The sequence below is a fragment of the Terrabacter sp. C0L_2 genome (genome assembly GCF_036352015.1).
Classification (GTDB): domain Bacteria; phylum Actinomycetota; class Actinomycetes; order Actinomycetales; family Dermatophilaceae; genus Terrabacter; species Terrabacter tumescens.
In genome coordinates, this window is sequence record NZ_CP143557.1 from 2481734 (window position 1) to 2507575 (window position 25842).

The 25842-nt window shown below is 72.6% G+C and carries 17 protein-coding genes and 1 riboswitch; of the genes, 12 read left to right on the forward strand and 5 right to left on the reverse strand.

Translation table 11 applies throughout. From position 1 onward, the window contains the following. Positions 1–54: 54 nt before the first annotated feature. From U5C87_RS11425 to U5C87_RS11465, 9 genes are all read left to right on the forward strand, one after another. Positions 55–1524: a hypothetical protein gene (locus tag U5C87_RS11425; RefSeq protein WP_330472717.1), complete on the forward strand. Its 1470-nt coding sequence runs from the start codon at positions 55–57 to the stop codon at positions 1522–1524. After that, positions 1525–2163 (forward strand): NeuD/PglB/VioB family sugar acetyltransferase, encoded by a 639-nt coding sequence (locus U5C87_RS11430; protein ID WP_330472718.1) that lies wholly within the window; start codon positions 1525–1527, stop codon positions 2161–2163. Beyond that, positions 2160–3218, forward strand: a complete 1059-nt coding sequence (locus U5C87_RS11435) for an N-acetylneuraminate synthase family protein (protein WP_052359007.1) — start codon at positions 2160–2162, stop codon at positions 3216–3218. Before U5C87_RS11430 ends, U5C87_RS11435 begins: the two co-directional genes overlap by 4 nt. Before the next feature lie 8 nt (positions 3219–3226). Beyond that, on the forward strand, positions 3227–4495 hold the full coding sequence (gene neuC, locus U5C87_RS11440; protein WP_330472719.1) for a UDP-N-acetylglucosamine 2-epimerase: 1269 nt from the start codon (positions 3227–3229) through the stop codon (positions 4493–4495). Further along, a complete protein-coding gene (locus tag U5C87_RS11445) occupies positions 4492–5547 on the forward strand; it encodes a nucleotidyltransferase family protein (RefSeq protein ID WP_330472720.1) in 1056 nt (351 codons plus the stop codon). The genes neuC and U5C87_RS11445 overlap by 4 nt, the downstream gene beginning before the upstream one ends. A gap of 109 nt (positions 5548–5656) precedes the next feature. Next, positions 5657–6667: an SDR family NAD(P)-dependent oxidoreductase gene (locus U5C87_RS11450; RefSeq protein ID WP_330472721.1), complete on the forward strand. Its 1011-nt coding sequence runs from the start codon at positions 5657–5659 to the stop codon at positions 6665–6667. Beyond that, positions 6664–7848, forward strand: a complete 1185-nt coding sequence (locus U5C87_RS11455; protein WP_330472722.1) for a DegT/DnrJ/EryC1/StrS family aminotransferase — start codon at positions 6664–6666, stop codon at positions 7846–7848. The genes U5C87_RS11450 and U5C87_RS11455 overlap by 4 nt, the downstream gene beginning before the upstream one ends. A 67-nt stretch (positions 7849–7915) precedes the next feature. Then, complete coding sequence (locus U5C87_RS11460) at positions 7916–9802, forward strand: Na+/H+ antiporter (RefSeq protein ID WP_330472723.1); 1887 nt, start codon at positions 7916–7918, stop codon at positions 9800–9802. Beyond that, positions 9799–10083 (forward strand): hypothetical protein, encoded by a 285-nt coding sequence (locus tag U5C87_RS11465; protein ID WP_330472724.1) that lies wholly within the window; start codon positions 9799–9801, stop codon positions 10081–10083. Before U5C87_RS11460 ends, U5C87_RS11465 begins: the two co-directional genes overlap by 4 nt. A 43-nt stretch (positions 10084–10126) precedes the next feature. On the opposite strand, the gene recQ is transcribed toward U5C87_RS11465, so the two are convergent. Genes recQ through U5C87_RS11480 form a run of 3 tightly spaced genes read right to left on the reverse strand, consistent with a single transcriptional unit; the run spans position 10127 to position 14524 of the window. Next, positions 10127–12067 carry a DNA helicase RecQ gene (gene recQ / locus U5C87_RS11470; RefSeq protein WP_330472725.1) on the reverse strand — a complete coding sequence of 647 codons (1941 nt, stop codon included), beginning with the start codon at positions 12065–12067 and terminating at the stop codon, positions 10127–10129. A gap of 35 nt (positions 12068–12102) precedes the next feature. Beyond that, positions 12103–13155, reverse strand: a complete 1053-nt coding sequence (locus U5C87_RS11475) for an LD-carboxypeptidase (RefSeq protein WP_330472726.1) — start codon at positions 13153–13155, stop codon at positions 12103–12105. 52 nt (positions 13156–13207) lie between these two features. Beyond that, positions 13208–14524 carry a bifunctional o-acetylhomoserine/o-acetylserine sulfhydrylase gene (locus tag U5C87_RS11480; RefSeq protein WP_330472727.1) on the reverse strand — a complete coding sequence of 439 codons (1317 nt, stop codon included), beginning with the start codon at positions 14522–14524 and terminating at the stop codon, positions 13208–13210. A gap of 87 nt (positions 14525–14611) precedes the next feature. Next, positions 14612–14731: riboswitch (SAM riboswitch) on the reverse strand. Between the two features lie 175 nt (positions 14732–14906). On the opposite strand from U5C87_RS11480, the gene U5C87_RS11485 reads away from it, so the two are divergent. Then, complete coding sequence (locus tag U5C87_RS11485) at positions 14907–16070, forward strand: acyl-CoA dehydrogenase family protein (RefSeq protein ID WP_330472728.1); 1164 nt, start codon at positions 14907–14909, stop codon at positions 16068–16070. 74 nt (positions 16071–16144) lie between these two features. Further along, entirely contained in the window at positions 16145–17164 is a 1020-nt protein-coding gene (locus U5C87_RS11490) for a glycosyltransferase family 2 protein (protein ID WP_330472729.1), read from the forward strand. 58 nt (positions 17165–17222) lie between these two features. Here U5C87_RS11490 and U5C87_RS11495 read toward each other — a convergent pair whose 3' ends face one another. Further along, positions 17223–19256 carry a DUF6541 family protein gene (locus U5C87_RS11495; protein ID WP_330472730.1) on the reverse strand — a complete coding sequence of 678 codons (2034 nt, stop codon included), beginning with the start codon at positions 19254–19256 and terminating at the stop codon, positions 17223–17225. 241 nt (positions 19257–19497) lie between these two features. Between U5C87_RS11495 and U5C87_RS11500 the strand changes: the two genes are divergently transcribed. Next, positions 19498–21990, forward strand: coding sequence for a glycosyltransferase (locus U5C87_RS11500; RefSeq protein ID WP_330472731.1), 2493 nt, complete (start codon positions 19498–19500; stop codon positions 21988–21990). Between the two features lie 77 nt (positions 21991–22067). Here the strand turns inward: U5C87_RS11500 and U5C87_RS11505 are convergent, their stop codons facing one another. Then, positions 22068–25721: a bifunctional glycosyltransferase/CDP-glycerol:glycerophosphate glycerophosphotransferase gene (locus U5C87_RS11505; RefSeq protein WP_330472732.1), complete on the reverse strand. Its 3654-nt coding sequence runs from the start codon at positions 25719–25721 to the stop codon at positions 22068–22070. Positions 25722–25842 lie beyond the last annotated feature (121 nt).

The following is a 25842-nucleotide window of genomic DNA, read 5'->3' on the forward strand; positions in this document are numbered from 1 at the left end:
CCGGCTCGCCTCCCGATCCGGCACGCACCGACACGCAGGAGACATGCTTTCGTGGTGACACCGCTCGTCCACATGGGACTGGGCTACGACGACCTGCTCGTCCCCGCCCTCGTGCACGCCGGCTTCGAGACCAAGGACCTCGTGCTCGTCGTGCGGACCGACGCCAACCTCGCATGGGCGCGCAAGCACGCGCCGCGGGCCACGACCGTCCGGCTGCCGTATGCCGCAGCGCGCAAGGCCAACGTCGTCAGCGGCCTCGCGCCGCACGCGGCTCTCAAGCGGGCGTGCGCGGGCGTCGGTCTCGACCCGCTCGACCTGCTCGTGTCCGAGCGCGCCCTGCGCCGCAACCGCGTCGACACCGCGATGAACTTCCTCAACCTCGCCGCCGAGGAGCTCGAGGCCGCCATCGAGGGGCGCGGACCCGTGCTCGCCCTCGTCGAGTTCACGGTCACGTCCGAGCTGCTCACGGCCGGGCTCGTCACCCACCACGGCGGCCTCGCGACCTGGCCACGCGGCATACGCCTCCCGTCCGACCGCTTCGGCCTCATCGGCGCACCCAAGGGCATCACCCTGTGGGAGCGGCAGGTCGAGGACCCGTCCGCAGAGGCGGCGGGCCGGGCGTTCATCGACACCTGGCGCGCCGAGCACGGCCGCCCGATGGGCTTCGCGCGCAACCTCAAGGTCGAGACGGGTCAGGAGATCTGGCGCCTCGCGAGCGACCGCATCAAGGAGTTCGCCGTCGACCGCGGCGCCAACCTGCAGCTGCCGAGGCCGTCGGACTACGCCCGGCTGCCGTGGCTCAACCCCGTCAAGGCGCGCCTCAACCTGCGCGAGTACAGCGGCCGCCGCTGGGACCCGGTGCCCGAGAAGTTCGTCTTCCTGCCGCTGCAGGTCCAGCCCGAGTCGAGCGCCGACGTCATGGGCCAGGAGTGGCGCGACCAGGCCTACACGGCCCGCGTGCTGGCCGAAGCGCTCGCGCCGCTCGGCATCGGCGTCGCCGTCAAGGAGCACGCGCACTTCATGTGGCGCCGCGACCCCGACTACTGGCCGCAGTTCGACGCCCACCCCAACATCGCGACCATCGACCCCTTCGCCGACTCGCGCGAGCTGATGAAGCAGGCCGTCTTCACCGTCACCGCCACCGGCACGGTCGGCCTCGAGGCGGGCCTGCTCGGCCTGCCCGTCGTCACCGGCGCCGAGATGCCGTGGAGCGGGCTCGGCAACGTCAGGAAGCTCGACTCGCCCGACGACCTGACGCAGTTCGTCGCCGACCGCGGCTGGGAGTCGCTGCCCGCCGACCAGGCCTCCATCGACGAGTGGTTCGTCCACGACTACGTGCGCAACTCGTGGGAGGGCCTCGTGCTCGACCCGCCGCGCGTGCCGGCCGTGCTCGAGCCCGACAACATCCGCAAGGTGGGCGGCGCGCTCGCCGAGGCGGCCGTGTCGCTCGGCCACGGGCCCGCCGCAGGCGCTGCGGCCGCTGCGACCGCCGCGTCCGCGACCGCGCCCCTCGGGACGGTCTGAGTGACGGGCAGCGAGCCCGGCTGGGTCGTCCTCGGAGCGGGCGGCCACGCACGCTCGGTCGTCGACGTGCTCGAGCGCGCCGGACACCGCGTCGTCGCTGTCGCGGGTGAGGTCCCCGAGGGCGAGGCGTGGCACGTCGACGTCGTCCCCGACGACCGGGCGGCGTTCGAGATGATCGCCGCGCAGGGCCTGCACGCCGTCGTCGCCATCGGCTCGAACCCGGCCCGCACCCGCCTCGTCCGCGAGCTCGTGGCCCGAGGCGCCGCCGTCCCGCCGGTCGTCGCCGCGACCGCCACGGTCTCACCCCACAGCATCGTCGGACCCGGCTCCGTCGTGCTCGAGCACGCCCACGTCGGGCCTGCGAGCCGGCTGGGCGACGCCGTCGTCGTCAACACCGCGGCCGTCGTCGAGCACGACTGCCGCGTCGGCGTCGGCGTCCACGTCGCCCCCGGGGCCGTGCTCCTCGGCGGTGCGTCCGTCGGGGACGGCTCACTCGTCGGCAGCGGTGCCCGCGTCCTGCCCCGCGTCAGCGTGGGCGCTGGGGCCACCGTCGGCGCCGGCGCCGTCGTGACCCGCCACGTCGCCGACGGCGAGACCGTCGTCGGCGCCCCTGCAGCACCCCTTGGAGGACCCGCATGAGCGACCACCTGAACGCCGTCACCCCCGTCGCCATCGGCGCCCGCGAGGTGCCCACCCCCGGTGACGTCTACGTCATCGCCGAGGCCGGCGTGAACCACAACGGCGACATCGAGCTGGCCCACCGCCTCGTCGACATCGCCGCAGCCTCGGGTGCCGACGCCGTGAAGTTCCAGACCTTCTCGCCCGAGAAGCTCGTGTCGTCGGCCGCGGCCACGACGCCCTACCAGCGCGACCGCGGGGGCAGCTCGGACCAGCGCAGCCTCCTCGAGGCGCTGACCCTGCCCAAGGAGGCCTGGGTCGAGCTGCGCGACCACGCCACCGAGGCCGGCACGACCTTCCTGTCGACGCCCTTCGATCTCGACAGCGCCGAGATGCTCGTCGACCTCGGCCTGCCGGCGCTCAAGGTGAGCTCGGGCGAGCTGACCAACCTGCCCTACCTGCGGGAGATGTCGCAGCTCGGCGTCGTGCTGCTCGTGTCCACCGGCATGGGCACCGAGCACGAGGTCGAGGCGGCCGTCGAGGCGTGCGCCGACGCCCCGGGGCTCGTGCTCTTCCACTGCGTCTCGGCCTATCCGGCGCCCGTGGAGGAGTGCAACCTGCGGGTCATCCCGCGACTGACCGAGCTGCACGGCATCCCCGTCGGTTGGTCGGACCACACACCGGGGCTCACGACCGCGCTCGGCGCGGTCGCGCTCGGCGCGCCCATCCTCGAGAAGCACTTCACGAGCGACCGCACCCTGCCCGGGCCCGACCACTTGGCGAGCCTCGAGCCCGACGCGCTGACCGAGTACGTCGCGGCGACGAAGCAGCTCGCCGTGGCGCTCGGCGACGGCATCAAGGTGCGCATGCCGTCGGAGGAGGAGAACGCCGTGCTCGTGCGACGGTCGTGGCACGCCGCGCACGCCATGACGGCCGGGACCGAGCTCACCGGCGCCGACCTGCAGCTGCTGCGGCCCGAAGGCGGCATCAGCCCGGCCGTCGACATCCGCGGACGCGTCCTCGCCCGTGCCGTCGAGGCGGGCGCGCCCGTGACCGACGCGGACCTCGCGCCCTGAGCCGCCCGATGACCGAACCCCTCGCCCCCACCGCACCCTCCACCGGGCCCCTCACGGTCGCCGTCTTCGTCGGCACCCGTGCCGACCTCGGCCCGCTCTCACCGGTCCTCGAGCAGCTGCAGGCCGCCGACGACGTGACCCTCCGCGTGCTGACCGGGGTCATGTATGCCGCCGGCGACCTCGTCGCGGCCCTGCCCACGAGCGCCTCCGAGGACGACTGGCGCACGGCCGTCGTGCCGCTCGCCGACCCGATGTCCGAGGTCACGGTCGAGGCGCAGCTCGAGCAGGGAGCCGTGCTCGCACGTGCCGCCGGGGAGGCCCTCCGCCGGCACGAGGTGGACGTGCTCGTCGTGCTCGGCGACCGCTGGGAGCTGCTCTACGTCGTGCCGCCCGCCGTGCTGCTCGGCGTGCCCGTCGTGCACCTGCACGGGGGAGAGGTGACCGAGGGTGCTCTCGACGAGCGGGTGCGCCACGCCGTGACGAAGCTCGGCGACCAGCACTGCGTCGCGTCCGAGGACGCCGCCGCCCGGGTGCGCCAGCTCGGCGAACCCGCGGACCGCGTGCACGTGACCGGCGCTCCGGGGCTCGACCGGCTCGCCGGCGTGGCACCGATCCCGGACGCCGAGCTGGGCGACCTGCTCGGCACCTCGGTCGAGCGACCGCTGGCGCTGTTCACCTACCACCCGCCGACCGCCCAGAGCGGGGCTCCCGTGGGGGAGTGGGCTCGCGAGGCGGCCGAGGCCGCCCTCGCCACGTGCGGCACCGTCGTGGCCACCCACCCGGGCATGGACGAGGGACGCGACGAGATCCTCGACGCGTTGACCCGGCTCGCCGCGAGGGAGCCCCGACTGCGGCTCGTGGCCGCCCTCGGGCGCGACTACCCCCGCGTGCTCGCCGCGGCCGACGTCGTCGTCGGCAACTCGAGCTCGGGCGTCATCGAGGCCGCCACGGTGCACGTGCCGGCCGTCGACATCGGCGAGCGCCAGCGCGGCCGGCTGCGAGGCGACAACGTCGTGCACGCCGCGGAGGGCCGGGTCGACGTCGAGGCCGCGCTGCGCACGGCGCTCGGCCCGCGCTGGCGCGAGCACTCGGCCCAGGTCACCAACCCCTACGGCACGGGTACGGCCAGCGCCCGCATCCTCGCTATCGTTCGCACAGCGGCGCTCGGCCCGCGGGCCAAGCACTTCGTCGACATCGTGTCCGCGAAGTCGACGGAGTCGGCGCCGCCCACGGTGCCCCACCGGCGCCGGACCCCGAACGAGGAGGAAGAGGAGTGACGGCTCGAGACCTGCGCGCGGCCTGCGCGCCGACGACGGCGACGATCCGTGACGCGCTCGAGGTCGTCGACCGCAGCGGCAACCTCGTGTGCCTGCTCGTCGATGGCGACAACCGGCTGGCCGGACTGCTCACCGACGGTGACCTGCGCCGGGCCTTCCTCAAGGGCACGAGCCTGGACGACCTGGCGCTGGATCACGCGACCCGCAGCCCGCACTCCGTGGCCGCCGGCTCGCCGCGGGCGCTCGTGCTCGACCTCATGCAGGCGCTGCGGATCTCCGCGGTGCCCGAGGTCGAGGAGGACGGCACCCTCGTCGGGCTGCACACGCTCTCGGACGTCATCGGCTCCGCGCCGCTGCCCAACGTCGCGGTCGTCATGGCGGGCGGTCGCGGCACCCGCCTGGGCGAGCTGACGAAGGACACCCCGAAGCCGCTCATGACGGTGGCGGGCCGCTCGATCCTCGAGTGGATCGTGCTCGGCCTCGTCGGCGACGGGATCCGTGAGATCTACGTCAGCGTCAACTACCTCGCGGAGCAGATCGAGGAGCACCTCGGTGACGGCTCGCGCCTCGGGTGCCGGGTGCGCTACCTGCGCGAGGACCCCGAGCGGCCGCTCGGCACGGCGGGGTCGCTGACCCTGCTGCGTGAGCAGCGCCCGGACCTGCAGCACCCGGTCCTCGTCATGAACGGCGACCTCATGGTCGAGTTCGACGCGAGCGACCTGCTCGAGGCGCACCGTCGCACCGGCGCGGCCGTGACGGTCGCGACGCGCACCTACCAGCACGAGGTGCCCTTCGGGGTCGTCGAGAGCACCGACGGCCGGGTCACCGGGGTGTCGGAGAAGCCGACGCTGAGCTTCGACATCAACGCGGCGGTGTATGCCGTCGAGCCGCGCGCGCTCGCGTGGCTCCCGTCGGGTCGGGCGAGCACGATGCCGGGTCTCGTCGAGACCTGCCTCGAGCGCGACGAGCCGGTGACGGCGTGGCCGATCCAGAGCGAGTGGATCGACGTCGGCACCCCGAAGGACCTCGCCCGGGCCAAGGGCGAGGCCTGACCCCGCACCCACGCGCGCAGCTTCACGAAGAATGACGAACCACGACGAAAAGGCAACTGTGACAACAGAACTCACGCCAGCACTCACGCCCGAACTCACACCGGCGCCGATGGCCGGGTCCATCGCCGGCAAGACGGTCCTCGTGACGGGTTCGGACGGGTTCATCGGCTCGCACGTCGTCGAGCGGCTGCTCGCCGACGGGGCCCACGTGCGGGCCTTCTGCCTCTACAACTCCAACGGCTCCACCGGGTGGCTCGACGAGTCCGACGCCTTCAAGGCCGCGGTGCGCGAGGGGCAGGCCGAGGTCGTCCTCGGCGACATCCGCGACCCGGAGCACGTGATGGCCTCGACCGAGGGTGTCGACGTCGTGCTCCACCTCGCGGCGCTCATCGCGATCCCGTTCTCCTACGTGGCTCCTCGCTCGTACGTCGAGACCAACGTCATCGGCACGCTCAACGTCCTCGAGGCCGTCCGGCGCCAGGGGACCCCGCGCATGGTCAACACCTCCACGTCCGAGGTCTACGGCACGCCGGAGGAGGTGCCGATCACCGAGGCGCACCCGCTGCGCGGACAGTCGCCGTACTCCGCGACGAAGATCTCGGCCGACAAGATGTGCGAGTCGTATGCGTTGTCCTTCGAGACGCCGGTGACGACCCTTCGCCCGTTCAACACCTTCGGGCCGCGCCAGTCGACGCGCGCCGTCATCCCGACGGTGCTCTCCCAGCTGCTCGCCGGAGCCTCCGAGCTGCGCCTGGGTGACCTGTCGCCCAAGCGTGACTTCACGTTCGTCACCGACACGGCCGACGGGTTCGTCCGGGCCGCCCTGGCCGACGTCGAGCCCGGCGCCACGATCCAGCTCGGCACGGGGCGCACCGTCTCGGTCGGCGACGTCGTGCAGCTGTGCCGCAAGGTCACCGGCAGCGACGCCGAGATCGTCACCGAGAGCGACCGCATCCGCCCCGAGGGCTCCGAGGTGCAGATCCTGCTCTCGGACCCCTCGCGCGCCAACGAGGTCCTCGGCTGGGCGCCGACCGTGTCGCTCGAGGACGGTCTCGCGGCCACCGCCGAGTGGCTGCGGCCGCGCGTCGACCCCGAGACGGCCGGGCGGTACCACCGGTGACGACGGCGGGGGAGGCGCACGCCCCGGGCGCCCGCGGGGCCGAGGGCACGATCCCGCTCGCGGTGCCCAACATCGGTGACCTCGAGCGCCGCTACGTCCTCGAGGCCGTCGAGTCCGGGTTCGTCTCGTCGGTCGGACCGTTCGTCTCGGAGTTCGAGCAGCGCTTCGCCGAGCGGGTCGGCTCCAGGCACGCCATCGCGTGCGCGTCCGGCACCGCCGCGATCCACATCGGGCTGCTGCTGCTCGGGGTGGGCCGTGACGACGACGTGGTCTGCTCCGACTTCACCTTCGTCGGCTCGGTGAACCCGATCGCCTACTGCGGCGCCCGGCCCGTCCTCGTCGACGCCGAGACCACGACGTGGAACATCGACCCCGCCCTCCTCGCGGCCGAGCTCGACCGCCGCGCCGCCGCCGGCGAGGCCCAGCCCAAGGCCGTCGAGATCGTCCACGTGCTCGGGCAGCCCGCCGACATCGAACCGCTCATGGACGCCTGCGACCGACACGGCATACCCGTGCTCGAGGACGCCGCGGAGTCCCTGGGCGCCTCGTGGTCGACCGGCCGCTACGCCGGCAGGCACACCGGCACGGTCGGACGGATCGGCTGCTTCTCCTTCAACGGCAACAAGATCGCCACGACGGGCGGTGGCGGCATGATCGTCACCGACGACGACGACCTCGCCGCCCGCGCCCGTCACCTGACGACGCAGGCCAAGGTGCCCGACGTCGGCTACCTCCACGACGAGGTCGGCTACAACTACCGCCTCACCAACATCGCCGCCGGCCTCGGCCTGGCCCAGCTCGAGCGGCTCGACGACTTCGTCGCCGCCAAGCACCGCATCGCCGCCCGCTACGACGAGGCCTTCGCCGAGCTGCCGCTCGTGCTGCCGCCGCGCATCGCCGGGCTCGACGCGACGTACTGGCTCTACTCGGTCCTCGTGCCCGAGGAGGACGGCCGCGGCCGCGACGAGTTCCTCGAGCACCTGAACGGTCTCGGGGTCGGCGCCCGCGCGCTGTGGCGTCCGCTGCACGCCCAGCCGCCGTTCCTGACCGCGCCGGTCCTCGGGGGCGCCGTCGGCGACGGGCTCTTCGCCCGCGGCCTCTCGCTGCCCTGCGCGACCGAGCTGACCGACGCCGACCAGGACCGCGTCATCACCGCGGTGCGCTCCTTCTTCACCGCCTGACGACCCGCACGGGGCGCGTCGGCGGACGGCCGGCGCGCCCGGGCGGGCGATGGGGCAGGATGGCGGCGTGGAGATCGCCATCGGGCTGCTCGCGATCGCGGCCACCGTGCTCGGCGGGTCGTGGCTCGCCGACCGGTTCGACCTGCCGGCGCCCCTCGTGCTCATCGTCGTCGGCATCCTCGGGTCCTACCTCCCGTTCGTCCCCGAGGTGGCCCTGAGCCCCGACGTCGTGCTGCTCGGCATCCTCCCGCCGCTGCTGTATGCCGCCGCGATCCAGACCTCGCTCGTCGACTTCCGCAACAACCGCGGGGTGATCCTCAGCCTGTCCGTGGGGCTCGTGCTCTTCACCGCCCTCGGCGTCGCGCTCTTCCTCCGCTGGGTGCTCGGCCTGGACTTCGGGGTGGCCTTCGCCATCGGAGCGGTCGTCGCGCCGCCGGACGCGGTCGCCGCCACTGCCGTCGGCCGCCGGATCGGGCTGCCACGCCGGCTCGTGTCGATCCTCGAGGGGGAGTCGCTCGTCAACGACGCGACCGCCCTCGTGTCCCTGCGAACCGCCCTGGCCGCTGCGGGACTCGCCGCGGGCGTGACCTCCCACGAGGTGTCGTTCGGCGGCGTGGTGCTCGACTTCGCCTGGGCCTCGGTGGGCGGCGCCGTCATCGGCTTCGTCGTGGCGCTCCTCGTCACCGTCCTCCGGAGGCACTTCTCCACCGAGCCGGCCTTCGACACGGTGCTCTCGTTCATGGTCCCGTTCGCGGCCTACGTCCCCGCCGAAGAGCTGCACGCCTCCGGGGTCATCGCCGTCGTGACGGCCGGCCTCGTCCTCGGCCACAAGTCGCCTCGCACCCAGACGGGAGCCTCGCGCATCAGCGAGCGGATCAACTGGTCCTCCATCCAGTTCCTCCTCGAGAACGCGGTCTTCCTCCTCATCGGGCTGCAGGTCTTCTACGTGCTCGACAGCGTGCGCAGCTCTGACCTCTCGGCGGCCCAGATCACGCTCGCCGCGGTCGGGACGCTCGTGGCGGTCCTGGTGCTGCGTCCGCTCTGGCTCGTCCCCTTCCGCTTCCTCAGCACGCGGGTGTTCCACAACGAGGCGCGCGCACCGTGGACGCACACCGTCGTCCTGTCGTGGGCCGGCATGCGCGGCGTGGTGACCCTCGCCGCCGCCCTGCTGCTCCCGATCAACACCCCGCACCGCGCCGTGCTCGTCCTCATCGCCGTCGTCGTCACGGTCGGCACCCTGCTCATCCAGGGCACGACCCTGCCGACGCTCGCCCGACGCCTCGGGGTACGCGGCCCCGACCCGAGGGAGGATGCGCTCCAGGCGGCCACCGTGCTCCAGGCCGCGAGCCGGTCCGGTCTCGACGTGCTCGACGGCATGACCGACGTCGACGACGCCACCCGCGAGATCCTCCGCTCGCGGTCCGAGGACCGGCTCAACCAGATGTGGGAGCGGCTCGGACCGCGCAGCGGCGACGCCGACGAGACGCCGAGCGCGCGCTACCGCCGCGCCCGCATGCAGATGCTGCAGGCCGAGCGCGACGAGGTGCTGCGGCTGCGCGACGAGGGGCGGGCCGACCACGTCGTGCTCCGCACGGTGCTCGGGTCGCTCGACCTGGAGGAGACCATGCTCGACCGGATCGATGACCAGGAGAGCCGCCTGGCAGAGAGTGAGATGTTGCCCGTGGACACGATCGAGGCTCCGTGCGAGCACCTGCAGGACACCGACTCGTGCGTCGAGCCGCGCACGCCCGAGGGCTGTGAGGAGTGCCTGCGTGACGGGACGACGTGGGTGCACCTGCGCCTGTGCCTGCAGTGCGGGCACGTCGGCTGCTGCGACTCCTCGGAGATGAAGCACGCCACCGCGCACTTCCACGAGACGCAGCATCCCGTGATGCGCTCGATCGAGCCGGGCGAGGCATGGCGCTGGTGCTTCGTCGACGAGGTGGTCGGGTGAACGCGGCGATCGAGACCCGGCTTCAGGTCCAGCTCTTCCTGCTGCGTGCGGTCGCCGTGCTCGTCGCGGCGCTCTTCACGTGGGGCGCTCTCGCAGTGCCGAGGTGGGCGTGGCTCGTCGCCGTCCCGCTCGAGGTGGTGGCCCTCGTCCTGCTGCAGCGCGGCGCGAGGCTCCGGCGCGACACCGACGGTGTCTCAGGCGTGGGCCTGAGCGTCGCGGCCGCCCTGCTCGTCGTGGCCACCGTGCCGCTGACGTTCGCCGTGGGCAACCTCGGGAGCTGAGCCGGCTCGGGGTGGCGGAACGGGGTGGAGGATCGTCGTGGGGTCAGTCCGCGTGCTCGGCCAGACGGGCCAGGAACGCGGCGCCGTAGCGCTCGGCCTTGACCGGCCCGATGCCGTTGACCGTGAGCAGGTCTTCCGTGCTGGCCGGTCGTGCCTTCACCAGCTCCCACAGCGTGCGGTCGGGCAGCACGACGTAGGCAGGGACGCCTTCGCCGTCGGCGATCGAGCGCCGCTCGCCGCGCAGCAGCTCGAAGAGCGCGCGGTCGGCAGGGCTGGCCCCGGTGCCGGCCTTGGCGGTCGAGGCCGAGCGCGAACCCGAGCGCGAACGGCTGCGTGCCGGTGCGGCCGAGAGCCGACGCAGCTCCACGGTCTCCACGCCGTCGAGGATCGGCCGGGCCGCCTCCGTGATGGTGAGGGCGCCCATCCGGTCCGGGTCGGGTGAGAGCACCGAGCGGGCGACGAGCTGGCGGATGACCGAGCGCCATTCGCGTTCGGCGAGGTCGCTGCCCACCCCGAAGGTCGGCAGCCGGTCGTGCTCCCAGCTGACGATCTTGTCGGTGCGCTTGCCGAGCAGGACGTCGATGACGTGTCCTGAGCCGAACCGCTGACCCGTGCGGACCACGGCCGAGAGCACCTTCTGGGCGGGCACGGTGGCGTCCCACAGCTCGGGAGGCTCGAGACACGTGTCGCAGTTGCCGCAGTCGCCGGACTCCTCGTCGAAGTAGGCCAGCAGCAGACGCCGACGGCACGAGGAGGCCTCGGCGTAGCCGAGCATCGCGTCGAGCTTCGCCGAGTCGACGCGACGGTGCTCCGGGCTGCCGTCGGACCTCATGATGAACGAGCGCTGCTGCACGGCGTCGGCCAGGCCGTAGGCCATCCACGCCACCGCGGGCTCGCCGTCGCGGCCGGCCCGCCCGGTCTCCTGGTAGTAGCCCTCGAGGCTCTTCGGGAGGTCGACGTGCGCGACGAAGCGCACGTCGGGCTTGTCGATGCCCATGCCGAAGGCGATGGTGGCCACGACGATCACGCCCTCGTCGCGTCGGAACCGTTGCTGCGCGGCGGCCCTCACCTCGTTGGGCAGCCCGGCGTGGTACGCGATCGCGTCGTAACCCTTGTGCCGCAGGAAGGTCGAGATCTCGTCGGTGCGCTTGCGCGACACGCAGTAGACGATGCCGGCGGACCCGCGGAAGCCGGCCCCGTCGTTGCCCTGCTCGAGGAAGCGCAGCAGCTGGGCGCGGGCGTCGCTCTTCTCCTCGACGACGTAGCGGATGTTCGGCCGGTCGAAGCTCGAGACGAACTCGGCGGCGCCGTCGAGGCGCAGCCGCTGGTGGATCTCGCGACGGGTCAACGCGTCGGCGGTGGCGGTCAGTGCGATGCGAGGCACGTGGGGGAACCGGGCGGTGACCTCGGCGATGCGGAGGTACTCCGGCCGGAAGTCGTGTCCCCACTGCGACACGCAGTGCGCCTCGTCGATGGCGAAGAGCGCGAGGCCGGCGCCCGCGGCAGCGTCGTCGAGCAGGCTCTGGAACGACGGCATGAGCAGGCGCTCGGGAGCGACGTAGAGCAGGTCGAGGCGGCCGTCCCGCACGTCGCGACGAACGGCTTCGGACTCCTCGGCGGACGAGGTGGAGTTCCAGAAGGCCGCTCGCACGCCGAGGAGCCGCAGCGCCTCGACCTGGTCGTGCATCAGGGCGATGAGCGGCGAGACGACGACGCCGACGCCGGGCCGCACGAGCGCGGGCAGCTGGTAGCAGAGCGACTTGCCGCCACCGGTCGGCATGAGGACGACGGTGTCGTGACCCGCCACGACGCGGTCGACGATGGCCTGCTGCGAGCCGCGGAACGAGCTGAAGCCGAAGACGTCGTGCAGCACGCGGCGGGCGGCCCCGTCGTCGCGCCGTGGCCCGTCCGCCGCGCCGTGTGCGTCGCCCGTCACCCCGTCGTCGACGACCGCGTGCTCGGACCCGACCAGCTGCTTCTCCATGACCCGGCGAGCGTACCCGTCGCCGCCGACCCGCCTCAGGTGAGACGCTGCGTGACCGTGTGCGTGCCCGCCTCCGGGTCGTGCACGACGGTCGTCGAGGCGCCCTGCACCAGCGCGAGGTACGGCGCGACGTGCCCGCACTCCACGTCCGCGAGGATCGGCACACCGAGCATCCCGAGCGCGTCGCGCACCGCGTCGTGCTGCGTGAAGCCGTCACGCCCGGGCGCGTTCGTGCGCGAGACGAGCACGCCCGTCGCCGCGTCGAAGAAGCCGTGCAGGCGCATCGCGTGCAGCGTCCGGCAGATGTCGTACGACGCCCACTCGCAGATGTCCAGCACGACGAGAAGGCCCTCCGGGGCATGCTGTGCCGCAAAGGCATTCGTGTCGCCGAAGCGCCCGCCGGCAAGGAACCCGACCGTCTCGACGCAGCCACCGATCACGCGCCCCGTCAGCGTCACCGGCTCGCCCTCGTGGCCCGGGTCGATCCGGGTCCACGTGCCGCGCTCCTCGAGGCTCATCCGGGAGACCGTCGGGTTGCCGGCGTAGTCGTCCCACCCGCCGGAGCGGAAGCGACCGGGGGAGTGCTGCACCAGCTCGCCCCCGGTCGGGGTCGAGGCGACGTCGACCCAGTGGAGGATGCCGTCGGGCACGGCGTACGGGGTGTCCATGAGGTTCTGCCCGTGGATCGTCGCGATGCCGGTCGTCAGGGTGAGCGGCGTCAGCCACGTCGAGGTGTCGGAGAAGCCGATGCACCACGTCGGCTCGGCGCCGGCGACCGCGTCGAGGTCGAGCAGGTCGAGCAGGTCGATGCCGGTCTCGCCACCCCACGGCGGCACGACGGCCCGGATCGTCGGGTCGAGGAGCATCGCCATGAGCTCGGCGGCCCGCGCCTCGCGCGGCCCGCTCACGTGGCTGGGCGCGTGGTTGAGCTCGCCCACGACGACCTCGAAGCCGCGGTCGCGGAGGCACTGCACGGCATACGTGAACCGCCCCCACAGGGCGTCGCCCACTCCCGAGCTCGGGGACGTCACACCGATCCGGTCGCCGGGACGGAGCGGGGCGGGATAGCGGATCGGCATGGCTGCCATGGTGCCAGCCATGCCGATCCGGCTCATCCGGGTTTCGCCGACGGCGCCCGGCTCACTCCTTGGCCGCGGTGAAGCCCTGCTCGAGGTCGGCGAGGATGTCGTCGATGTGCTCGAGGCCGACCGAGAGCCGCACGAGGCCGGGCGTGACCCCGGCTGCCAGGCGGTCCTCCTCGGGTCCCTGCGAGTGCGTCGTCGATGCCGGGTGGATGACGAGGGAGCGCACGTCACCGATGTTGGCCACGTGGCTGTGCAGCGTCAGCGCCTCGACGAACTTCTTGCCCGCCGCGAGGCCGCCCGCGATCTCGAAGGCGAGCACCGCGCCGGCGCCACGCGGCGCGTACTTCTGGGCGGTCGCGTGCGACGGGCTGTCGGGCAACGAGGCCCACACGACGCGCTCGACCTGCGCGTGGTCCGCGAGGAAGGCGGCGACCTTGGCGGCGTTGTCGAGGTGGCGCTCGATGCGCAGCGACAGCGTCTCGAGCCCCTGGGCGATGAGGAAGGCGTTGAACGGCGAGGCCGACGGCCCGAGGTCGCGCAGCAGCTGGACGCGTGCCTTGAGGATGTAGGAGAGGTTCGCCCCGAGCGGGCTGCCGACGCCGAGGTCCCGCGCGAAGACGAGGCCGTGGTAGCTCTCCTCGGGGGTGTTGTAGTTGGGGAACTTCTCGGGGTCCTTGGCGTAGTCGAAGTTGCCCGAGTCGACGATGACACCCGCGATCGAGGTGCCGTGGCCGCCGAGGTACTTCGTCGCGGAGTGCACCACGACGTCTGCACCCCACTCGATGGGGCGGATGACGTAGGGCGTCGCGATGGTGTTGTCGACGACGAGCGGGACGCCGTGCTCGTGGGCGAGGGCGGCGACCGCCTCGATGTCGAGGACCTCGGCCTTGGGGTTGGCGATGGTCTCGCCGAAGAACGCCTTGGTGTTCGGGCGCACGGCGGCCCGCCACGACTCGATCGACGTCGGGTCCTCGACGAAGCTGACCTCGATGCCGAGCTTCGGGAAGGTGAACTTCAGCAGGTTGACGGTGCCGCCGTAGAGGCTGGGGGAGGCCACGACGTGGTCCCCGGCCTCGGCGATGTTGAGCAGGGCCAGCGTCGTCGCCGACTGTCCCGAGGCGACGAGGAGCGCTCCGACGCCGCCCTCGAGGGCGGCGATGCGCTGCTCGACGACGTCGGTCGTCGGGTTCATCAGGCGGGTGTAGATGTTGCCGAACTCCTTGAGCCCGAACAGGTTCGCCGCGTGGTCGGTGTCGTCGAACACGTAGCTCGTCGTCTGGTAGATCGGCAGCGCGCGTGATCCCGTCGCGCTGTCGGCGCTCTGTCCGGCGTGGATCTGCTTGGTCTCGAAGGACCAGCTGGGCTCGGTCATCGTCGTGCTCCTCCTGGGTCGTGTCGATGACCAGAGGTCCCCGCTGGGCGGACCTGGTGCACCGACGGGTCGGTGCGGGAGAGAGGCTCTCCGCGCTTGCCCGAGCGCCGGGTGGCGTCGAAGGGCCAGGTCCTCACCCGGGGCACCCCACCGCGGTTGGAGGGTTGCCGGCCAGCGAGCCGGGGCTTGTCGCTGGCGCTCATGACCTACGTGCGAGTGTACGTATGCGTGTCCGTCCTCCGGGAGCGGCTGTCCTCATGGTGGACGCCGCGTCTCACCCGACAGGGCGCGGTGAGCGAGGTGGCGGGCACAGGGATCTGCTCGCCGTGGCCTCGATCACTAGGACGTCCTACTAATCCGAACTCGTGAGTAGGATCGCGCTGTGAGCACGAATGCCGACTTCGACCTGTTCCGGACCAGCGAGGACCACGAGGCCCTCAGGGAGGCCGTCCGCGCGGTCGCCGAGGACAAGATCGCCCCGTACGCCGCGGCCGTCGACGCGGAGGCCCGCTACCCGCAGGAGGCCCACGACGCCCTCGTCGCCTCCGACTTCTTCGCGCCCCACGTGCCGGAGGAGTACGACGGCGTCGGAGCCGACGCCCTCGCGACGTGCATCGTCATCGAGGAGGTCGCCCGGGTCGACGCCTCGGCCTCGCTCATCCCGGCCGTGAACAAGCTCGGCTCGCTGCCCGTGATCCTCGACGGCAGCGACGAGGTCAAGTCCCGCTACCTCCCGCCGCTCGCCAAGGGCGTGACGACCTTCTCCTACGGCCTGTCCGAGCGGGAGGCCGGCTCGGACACCGCGTCGATGCGCTGCCGCGCCCGCCAGGACGGCGACGGCTGGGTGCTCTCCGGACAGAAGTCGTGGATCACCAACGCCGGCGTCTCGGAGTACTACACCGTGCTGGCGGTCACCGACCCCGACGGTCCTCGCGGCGGCAACGTCACGGCCTTCGTCGTCGAGAAGTCCGACGAGGGTTTCACCTTCGGTGAGAAGGAGCGCAAGCTCGGCATCAAGGGCAGCCCGACGCGCGAGCTTCACTTCGACAACGTGCGCCTCCCGGGCGACCGCGTCGTCGGTCAGGTCGGCGACGGCCTCAAGATCGCGCTGCGCACGCTCGACCACACCCGCGTCACCATCGGTGCCCAGGCCGTCGGCATCGCGCAGGGCGCCCTCGACCAGGCCCTCGCCTACGTCAAGGAGCGCAAGCAGTTCGGCAAGCGCATCGCCGACTTCCAGGGCATCCAGTTCATGCTCGCCGACATGGCGATGGAGCTCGAGGCGGCGCGCCAGATGGTCTACGTCGCGGCCGCGAAGTCCGAGCGCGGCGACAAGGACCTCACCTTCTTCGGGGCCGCGGCCAAGTGCTACGCCTCGGACGTCGCCATGAAGGTCACCACCGACGCCGTCCAGCTGCTCGGTGGTGCCGGCTACACGAGCGACTTCCCGCTCGAGCGGATGATGCGTGACGCCAAGATCACCCAGATCTACGAGGGCACCAACCAGGTCCAGCGCCTGGTCATGGCCCGCCAGCTCCTCAAGTAGGCTGGTCGCCGCTCGCGCGGGGAGGCTCGGGCCACCGAGCCTCACCGACGAACGACGACGACAAGGACACCACCGTGGACCTGACTCCCGACCTCCAGCCGGCGGTCAGCGTCATCATGCCGATCCTCAACGAGGAGAGGCACCTTCGTGATGCGGTGGCGATGATCCTCGCGCAGGACTACGCCGGTCCCCTCGAGGTCGTCCTCGCGCTCGGACCCTCGACCGACCGCACCGACGAGGTCGCCGCCGCCCTCGCGGCCGGCGACTCGCGCGTGCGTGTCGTGCCCAACCCGACCGGCCGCACCCCGGACGGGCTCAACGCCGCGATCGGCGCGAGCACGGGCGAGGTCATCGTCCGGGTCGACGGCCACGCCGAGATCCCCGACGACTACATCAGCGTCGCCGTCCGGGAGCTGGAGCGGGTGGGTGCCGACAACGTCGGCGGGATCATGGACGCCCAGGGCACGACGGACTTCGAGCGAGCCGTGGCCGCGGCGATGCGCAGCCCTCTGGGCGTCGGCAGCTCCCGCTTCCACACCGGCGGGCAGGCGGGGGAGGCGGACACCGTCTACCTCGGGGTGTTCCGTCGCTCCGCCCTCGAACGGGTCGGCGGCTACGACGCGCACTTCGCGCGGGCGCAGGACTGGGAGATGAACCACCGCATCCGCGAGACCGGTGGCACCGTGTGGTTCACCCCCGACCTCAAGGTGACCTACCGTCCTCGCGCGTCGGTCAAGGCTCTCGCCAAGCAGTACTTCCACTACGGCCGCTGGCGCCGCGTCGTCGCGCGCCACCACGAGGGCACCATCAACCCGCGCTACCTCGCGCCGCCGACGATGGTCGTCGTCACGACGGCCGCCACCGTCGCCGGCTTCTTCTGGGCGCCCGCGTGGATCGTGCCGGCCGGGTATGCCGCGGGCGTCGTCGCCGGTGGCGCTGCCATCTCGCGTGGCGAGTCCGCCCGCGCCCGCGCGGTCACGCCCGTCGTCCTCGCGACGATGCACTGGGCGTGGGGCATCGGCTTCCTCTCCAGCCCTCGCCGGCTGACCCGGCCCACCGAGTCCCTCGCCGTGCAGGCCTCCACGACCGACTGACCCGCCCGGCGGGCGTCCCGTCCTCGGTCGCGGCCGGGGCCGGATCCCGGTCGGGATCTCAGGCCGCGCCGGCGCAGCCGACCCGCTCGTAGAGCGTGAACGGCGGCGCGGCCGCCACCCGGCGCCACGCCGGTGAGCTGCCCACGTGGTCGATGCCGACGTACTGCTGGACCCGGTCGCCCGCCCACGAGAAGGGCTGGCCGCCGGTGATCGCGTGGGTCACGTGCTGACGCTCCGCTGCGGCGCACACCTCCGCGTCGGTGCCGACCCGGTCGAGCGAGCTCGCGAGCAGCTGCCGGTCACCGGGCGTGTTCGTCTTCTCCGTCGGGATGAGCAGGGTGCGCCCGCTGACGACGTAGAGGTAGGTCCCGCCGTTCCACGGGTTGGCGGCCACGACGGCGTCCTCGGGCACCTTCGCGGACAGCTCGTGCAGGGCTCGCAGCTCCGCGCCCGACGCCCACGAGTCGGCCGCCTTGGGGTGGAAGTAGCGGTGCAGGATGTGCCGGTGCGCGTCGGCCTGGACGCCCGCGTCGAGGCAGACGGCGCCGAGCACGACGACGGTGGCGGCGGCGGTCCCGACCCGGAGCCCGAGCACCTGCCGGCGTCCCAGCGTCGACGGCACGAGCCGGGTCCCCAGGTCGACGAGGGCCACGAGTCCGGCGGTCCCGACGAGGACGGCGGGCAGGATGGCGGCCGTGTGGAGCCGGACCGCGTTGTTGTACCAGGGCCACGTCAGCCACCGGACCGTGTCGGTGTCGACGGCGATGTTGAGCCAGTAGAGCGCCAGGGTCCCGAAGAGGGCCGGCACGAGCCACCGCACCCCACGGTGGCGCACGAGCAGGGCCACGACCCCGATGGCCACGACCGCGGCGAGCACCGGCAGCGGCCGGGTGTGGCGCGGCGCGAAGTTGATGAGGTCCTGCCACGCCTCGGACGGCGTCCGCTCGGGGCCGGCGGCACCGGTGGCGAACATCGACCCCGAGCGCAGCACGACGGAGGCGGCCGCCGCCGCCGCGAGGGTGGCGACCACCCCGGCCAGCACCGCGAGCCGTCGGCGCCCGGAGGTCTGCCGGAAGGCGTAGCCGAGGACCCGCCCGAGCACGAGCAGACCCCCGATCACGCACAGGGTGACGAAGGCGTTGGGGTGGGCCATGACGAGCCCCGGAGCGCCGAGCGCGAGGACGATGGCCGAGCGCAGCCGGTCGCCCACGGCATACGCAGGTCGTCCCGCAGGGCGGAAGACCCCGGCCACGGCAGCCACCGCCGCGGGTAGGATCGCCTGGCCGAGCAGGTTGGGCCACAGCACCCCGAACCCCATGAGCAGGTAGGGGAAGGTCGTGAACGCCACGCTCAGCAGGGCGGCGGACAGCGCGACGACGACGCGGCGCCCGAACAGCGCGAGTGCCAGCACGACGCAGCCGAGCGGCCACGCCAGCCCGACGAGGACGACGACGAAGACCGAGGACGAGACGACGACCGAGGCGCCCGTGAGGAGCGAGATCGTCGCGGTGAACGCGTAGAACGCCGACGGGTAGAAGCCGGACCACGTGGGCGAGTTGAACCGCCCGATCTCGAACGAGGAGAGCGTGCCGTTCTCGAGGCCCCACTGCGGGGCGGCGACGTGGAAGATCGTGTCGGGCCCCTGCGGCAGCGCCTCGGGCGAGCGCAGCTCGGTCGAGATGGTGACGAGCACGAGGACGAGGACGAGCAGGACGCCGACGAGCGTCGCCCACCACACGGCGTCGAATCGGGGTGCGGGCGGGAGGTCCCGCCACCGGCCACCCCACCGACCGCGCACCGCGAGCGCGGCGTTGACGCGTGAGGCGAGCATGCCGAGCCCGGCGCAGGCGGCAGCCAGGGCGACGGTCCCTACCAGCAGCGGGGCGAGGCCCCAACGGACGCCGAGCGCCGACGCGACGACGGCGGACACCGACAGGCAGGTGGTCGAGAGCAGCGGCGCCAGCCCGAGCGCCGCCAGAGGGCGCAGTCGGAGCAGCAGGCCGGCCGCGAGGCCCGGCAGCAGGACCAGGGCCGCAGTGGCGAGGAAGACGACGAGGGTGTCGCTCCATCCGGTGGTGCCCGGGATGAGCACGGACCAACTCCTCTTGTCGTCGGGTCTTCGTCGTCGACCACCCCCCGGGGACCTTACCGACAACCGTCCGGATCGCCCGAATCGGGACAGGGCTGCCCGCCCGACGTGGATGGTGGGTGCGCCCGGTTGCCGAGATGGGGTCACTACGATGGCGGGCGTCGCCGGCACCCCCTCCGCCCGGAGACGCACCGCCGGGCCCGAGCCACTCGAGATCCCCGGAGACGAAGGAGCCCACACCCCCATGGCACTGCACACCCGACCGGCGCGGACGATCAAGCGCGTCGCCCGCAAGATCGGCCAGGCCGGGCCGCACGAGATCCGGGTGGCCTACCGGTCCCGTCCCGTCGACCCGGACCTCGTCGTCTACGAGTCGTTCGCCGGCAACGGGATGCTGTGCAACCCCGAGGCGATCTTCCGTGCCCTGCTCGCGGACCCCGAGCAGCAGCACCTGCGCCACGTCTGGGTGCTGGCCGACCTGTCGGCCTACGCGTCGACGGTGGCCGAGTTCGCCGGGCACGACCGGGTGCGGTTCGTGCGCCGGGGCTCGCTCGGCTACCACCGCGCCCTCGCGACGGCCGGCCTGCTCGTCAACAACGCGACGTTCCCGCCCGACTGGGGCAAGCGGCCCGGGCAGACCTACCTCAACACGTGGCACGGCACGCCACTCAAGGCCATGGGCTACGACGAGGCGCAGGGTGGGTGGGGAGCCCGCAACGTCCTGCGCAACTTCCTCATGGCCGACTACCTGCTCTCCACCAGCCCGTTCATGAGCGAGCAGATGTACGAGCACGCCTACCGCCTGACGAACATCGCCCCCGGCGAGCTCGTCGAGGTCGGCTACCCCCGCACCGACCTGCAGTTCGCCGATGCGGCAGGGCTGGCGCGCACGCGGGAGCGTCTCCGCGCTGCCGGCGTGGGTCTCGGGGGCGACGACGACACGCTCGTGCTGCTCGCGCCCACGTGGAAGGGCGAGTCCTTCCACACGCCCCGCAACGACGCCGCCGAGCTCGCTGAGCTCGTCGACGAGCTCGATGCCCTGCTGCCCGACGGTCACCGCGTGCTGCTCAAGGTGCACCAGCAGGTCTACCGCCACGCCGCGGTCGAGCCGCGCCTCGCCGGGCGGCTCGTGCCCAACGCCGTGCCGACCAACGCCGTCCTCGGCCTCGTCGACGTGCTCGTCACGGACTACTCGAGCATCTTCTTCGACTTCCTCTCGACGGGTCGTCCGGTCCTCTTCCACACCCCTGACCGCGACGAGTACGACGGCTACCGGGGCTCCTACCTCGGGCTCGACGAGCTGCCGGGGCCGCGCAGCGGCACGGCGGCCGAGCTGGCGGACCTGGTCCGCGCCATCGGCACCGGCTCCTCGCTCGACCCCCTCGTCACACACGGCACGACGTATGCCGCGGCGCGGGCGAGGTTCGCGCCGCAGGACGACGGTGGTGCCACGCAGCGCGTCATCGACGTCGTCGTCCGCGGGCGGCGCGAGGGGCTCGCGGTGCGCCGGACGCGGCGCGACGACCGCCGCACGCTGATGCTCTACCTCGGCGGGATGATGTCCAACGGCATCACGAGCTCGGCCCTGAACCTGCTGCGCACGATCGACCACGACCGGTGGGACGTCTCCGTGGTGATGGGGGCCATCAACAACGACGACCGGCGCGCCAACGCCGACTCCATCGACCCCCGGGTGCGCCAGCTCGTCCGGACCACCAACGCGACGATGAGCAAGTCGCTGTGGCGGACCAGGCGGCGGCTCATGCGCGGCCACCTCGACACCATCGCCCCCGCGGCCCTCCAGCGGGTCGACGCAGCCCTCGAACAGGACTGGCGCCGTGTCGCCGGGGCAGCGCGCTTCGACCACGTCGTGGACTTCAGCGGCTACTCGCCGGCGTGGACGTTCCTGCTCGGTCACGCGCCCGCCGGCAGCCGCGCGGTGTGGCAGCACAACGACCTGCTCGCCGACCAGATGCGCGAGATCCGCGGCAAGCGGCCGCACGCGAACAACCTCCGGGCAGTCTTCACCAGCTACTCCCGCTTCGACCACCTCGTGTCGGTGTCCGAGGCGCTGCGCGACGTCAACGCCCGGTCCCTGAGCGCATATGCCCCGCCCGAGAAGTTCGTGGCCGCCCGCAACACCATCGACGTGCAGCGCATCCTCACGGGCGCCGCCGAGGCCGCCCCCGAGGAGGTCTTCGGCGCCCTGAAGCCCACCGCCGACGGGAGCGCGCCCTTCGTGTTCGTGGCCGTCGGACGGCTGTCGCCGGAGAAGAACCACCAGCGCCTGCTCGAGGCCTTCTGCATCGCGCAGCGGACGCACCCGGAGATCCGGCTCGTCGTCGTCGGGGACGGACCCCTGCGGGCCGACCTCACGGCCCGCGCGAGCCGTTTCGGGCTCGACGGGGTGGTGCTCTTCGCGGGCCTGCAGCGCAACCCGTGGGCGATCATGGCCGCGTCGCAGTGCTTCGTGCTGTCGAGCGACTACGAGGGGCAGCCGATGGTCATCCTCGAGGCGCGCACGATCGGGCTCCCCGTCGTCTCGACGTCGTTCGACTCGGTCGGATCGGCCGTGGGTGAGGGGGAGGGGCTCGTCGTCGAGCGCTCCGCACCGGCCCTCGGGGCCGGCATGGTGGCCGCCGTCGAGGGACGCGTGCCCCGGCCGGACTTCGACCCGGCCACCTACAACGAGGTCGTCCTCCAGGAGTTCGAACGAGCCGTGGGGGCCACGGCCTAGTCCCGCTCACCCGCTCGCGCCCGTCCCGGGGCGCCGCCCGGTCCCGCGCCTTTCGCGCGGGACCAGGGCGTGTGCCGTCAGCGTCCCCAGACCGCGTCGACCACCCGGGCGGCCGCCTTGCCGTCGTCGCGCGGGGCGAACTGGTGGCGGAACGCGTCGTAGCGATCGCGGTAGGTGGCCTCGGCGCCGGGCAGGGCCTCGAGCGTCTGCAGAACGGCGTCGGTGGACGACAGCAACGGACCGGGCGCGACCTCGGCGAAGTCGAGGTAGAACCCGCGGGTCGTCCCGGCGTACTCCGCCACGTCGGGCGTGAGGAACAGCATCGGCCGCCCCGTGCCGACGAAGTCGAACATCACGGACGAGTAGTCGGTGATGAGCACGTCGGCGACGAGCATCAGCTCGGTGATGTCGGGGTAGCTCGAGACGTCGAGGACGTTGGCGGCGGTGCTGTCGCCGAGCCCGGGGGTGTTGCTGTGCCCGCGCACGAGCAGCACCGAGCCGGCTCCGAACGAGCGGGAGACGGCGTCGAGCTGCAGGTGGTTGACCATGGCGTAGCCGCCGGAGGCGGTGCGGACGTTGTCGCGCCAGGTGGGGGCGTAGAGCACGAGCCGCACGTCCTGGGCCACGCTGAGCCGCTCGCGCACCCGCGCCCGGTCGGCGTCGGAGCCGGTGCTCAGCAGGTCGTTGCGGGGGTAGCCCACGTTGAGCACCTCGCCCTCGAAGCCGAGGGCGTCGGCCAGGGCGGTGCTGGCGAAGTCGTTCTGGGCCAGCAGCAGGTCCCAGGCCCGGGCCTCGCGCACCATGAGGTCGCGGTACGACAGCGACAGGTTCGGGGCCGGGACGTGCCGGCCGATCTTCTTCAGCGGGGTGCCGTGCCAGGTCTGCAGGTAGGTCTGGTCCGGGTGCTTGTCGAAGTAGAACGGGAAGTTGTTGTTGGCGACGAGGTGCCGCGAGGTGTGCAGGGCCTGCAGGTGCTCACGGGTGCCGATGACGACCGAGCGGGCGCCCTCGGGCACGACCGCGGTGCCGTCCGCCACCTCCCACACGAGCGGGTGCGGGTAGTCGCGCCGGACGAGCTCGTGGTGGATCGCGAGCGGTGAGTCTGCGGCCGAGCGCCCACCGAACGTCGAGAAGAGCACGGCCTCCTCGACGGGGGAGCGGAGCAGGGCGGGGATGCCGCGGCGCGCGGCGAACTGGCCGGCACGCGTCCAGTCCTGCTCGGGGATCGCGGCCCTCGTGTTGACCCAGAGCGCCCGGGCGCGCGAGGTGACGGTGAAGCGGAACGACACGTCCTCGCCCTGGTGCCAGTGCAGGAAGCGCGGGCTCACGTGCTCGACGGCGTGCGGGGCGACCGGGACCCACACGCTGCGGTCGACGACACCGGGGCTGCGCAGCAGGCGCAGCGAGTAGCCGGCGGTCGACGGCACGACGGAGGTGCCCCACCGCTCGGTGTGCAGGGCGAAGTCGGCCTCGAAGCGCCCGGTGGACGCGTCGTGGCGCACGTCGGTGGGGAACCAGCTGTCCTGGTCCGACACGAGCGCGACGTCCACGCGGGCGCCGACGTCGGACGCGGCATACCCCGAGACGGTGAAGGAGCGGAGGTCGTCGGCCACGTCGACCGCGTGGACGGAGGCCTGCAGCTTGCGGTCGAGCATGCGCAGACGACCGGACCCGACGAGGCCGAGGCGCAGGCCGCCCGTGTGCGGCGCCGAGCTCGACAGGTCACCGGACGAGCCGCCGTAGACGACGGGCAGCGTGCCGCTCTCCACCACGGCGCGCAGCCCCCAGCGGTGGTCGGTCGTGGGCGACGCGCCCGAGGGCAGCGCGGGGACCGTGATCGTCGCGGCATACCCGCCGTCGACGGGGACGGCGGGAAAGCTGCGGCGGATCGCGACGGCCCCGCACGAGATGGTGAAGGCCGAGATCGGCTCGTCGCTCGAGGCCACGAGGTGCAGCTCGCGACCCTCGAGGCGCACCTCGGTGGCGACGACCCGGGGCGCGAAGAGGTGGAAGTGCAGGCCGCGCGCGGCCGAGTGGACGGGGACGACGCGCTTCCCGTCGTGCAGCGGGGAGACCTCCAGCTCGTTGCCGGTCCAGCGGCGGTCCCAGCCGGTCACGGGAGAGCGCCACTGCTGGGGCGCCCGGTCGCCGCGGTCGAGCACCAGCTCGAGCTCGAGGTGCCAGCCGGGGTGCGCCTCGACGACGTCGTCGACGGCCGGGTGGCGCGCCTCGAGGGCGGCAGCGAGGTCGGCGAGGTCGACCCGGACCCGGAAGCCGGACCCTGCCTGGCTGGGCGCCGCCTGCGCCGCGAGCTCGTCGAGCACGACGTCCTCGAAGCGCTCGACCGACAGCACGAGGTCGGAGTCCGGGGTCAGGGGGCCGTCCACCGACTCGTCGACGAGGTGGGCCGTCAGCGTCGTGGTCGAGGCCGCGAGGTCGAGCCCGGGCACCCAGGCCATGCCGGTGACGACGAGGTCGTCGTCCTCGACCTCGTAGCCGAAAACCGTGACGCGCAGGCGGTTGTCGACCCCGGTGAGGGCCAGGTCGGCCGCCGTCGGGCGGAAGCTCGTGAGGTCGTCGAGATAGAGCGGACGCGCCTGCGGCGGCTCGACCGAGAAGTCGGACTCCCACGCGTCGCCCACCTCGCTGCGACGCCGCAGGGCCGTGCGGATGTCGTCGCGGTGGCCCTGCTCCACCATGCGGGCCAGGAGCCGGTCGTGCAGGCTGACGAGGCCCCAGGTCTGCGGGTCCATGCCGTCGGCCACCGCCGCGACGCCGGAGGCGAGGGCCTCCCAGTAGTCGTCGCCCGTGCGCGGGACCTCGTTGTAGTACGAGCGCAGGTCGAGCCCGACCGACTTGGCCTGCCACTCGTGCAGCACGTGCTCGCTCGCCCGGGCGCGCAGCACGTCGGCGACGTTGGACATCACCGTGAGGCGGTCCTTGAGGTCCGCGATGTTCGACTTCTGCTGCGTGATCGAGGTGCCGTCGCCGCGGATGTACCAGGAGTAGACGACCTCGTGGAGCACGTCGAAGGCCGCGGCGCTCGAGTACGCCTTGGCCGACGGCTCCTGGTCCTCGTAGCGGATGCCCTCGGGGAAGGAGCCGACCGCGCGGTCGAAGAACTCGCGGCGGAAGAGCTTGTTCCAGGCGAAGACGTCGGCCAGCACCTCCGGGAAGTCGTCGAGCCGGAGTCCGACGCGGTCGCGCCGGTGGACGTCCTGGGCCCAGAGGGGCACCCACGAACGGGCGGCGTTGCGGCGCTCGAGGTTGCCGACGACGAAGTCCGACCCGGAGGCGGACAGGCACGCGACCATCGTCTCGATCGCCTTGGGCGGCAACGTGTCGTCGGAGTCGACGAAGGCGATGAACTCGCCGTGCGCGTGCCGGATGCCGGTGTTGCGGGCCGCGCCGAGGCCGGCGTTGGGCTGCTCGACGACGGAGATCCGGCGGTCCCAGCGGGCGTAGCCGCGGGCGATGTCGACGCTCCGGTCGGGGCTGCCGTCGATGACGACGATGATCTCGAGGTCGCGGTACCTCTGCCGGACGATGCTGTCGAGGCAGTCCGCGAGGTACTCCTCGACGTTGTAGCAGGGCACGACGACCGACACGCGGCCGGCGCTCTCGGGGGAGGGGCTGAGGGCCGAGGCGACGGTCTGGCGCAGGGCCGGGTGCACCCGGTCGCGCAGGACCTCCCAGCGGTGGTGCGGGATCGAGCGACGCACCGCCTGCATCGCCCTACTCGCCCGTCGCTTCACTTCAGATCGGCCCAGCACGTAACAGCCCCTCGTAGTCCCTGTCGTCGGAGTCGACGACAGGCGCGCTGACGTCGCAGTCCGTGTCGTCGGTTGTCCA

Coding starts and splice junctions, on each gene's coding strand:
- U5C87_RS11435 (WP_052359007.1), top strand. CDS start 2,160: ATGAGCGACCACCTGAACGCCGTCACCCCCGTCGCCATCGGCGCCCGC.
- neuC (WP_330472719.1), top strand. CDS start 3,227: ATGACCGAACCCCTCGCCCCCACCGCACCCTCCACCGGGCCCCTCACG.
- U5C87_RS11450 (WP_330472721.1), top strand. CDS start 5,657: ATGGCCGGGTCCATCGCCGGCAAGACGGTCCTCGTGACGGGTTCGGAC.
- recQ (WP_330472725.1), bottom strand. CDS start 12,067: ATGGAGAAGCAGCTGGTCGGGTCCGAGCACGCGGTCGTCGACGACGGG.
- U5C87_RS11475 (WP_330472726.1), bottom strand. CDS start 13,155: ATGGCAGCCATGCCGATCCGCTATCCCGCCCCGCTCCGTCCCGGCGAC.
- U5C87_RS11480 (WP_330472727.1), bottom strand. CDS start 14,524: ATGACCGAGCCCAGCTGGTCCTTCGAGACCAAGCAGATCCACGCCGGA.
- U5C87_RS11500 (WP_330472731.1), top strand. CDS start 19,498: ATGGCACTGCACACCCGACCGGCGCGGACGATCAAGCGCGTCGCCCGC.
- U5C87_RS11505 (WP_330472732.1), bottom strand. CDS start 25,721: ATGCAGGCGGTGCGTCGCTCGATCCCGCACCACCGCTGGGAGGTCCTG.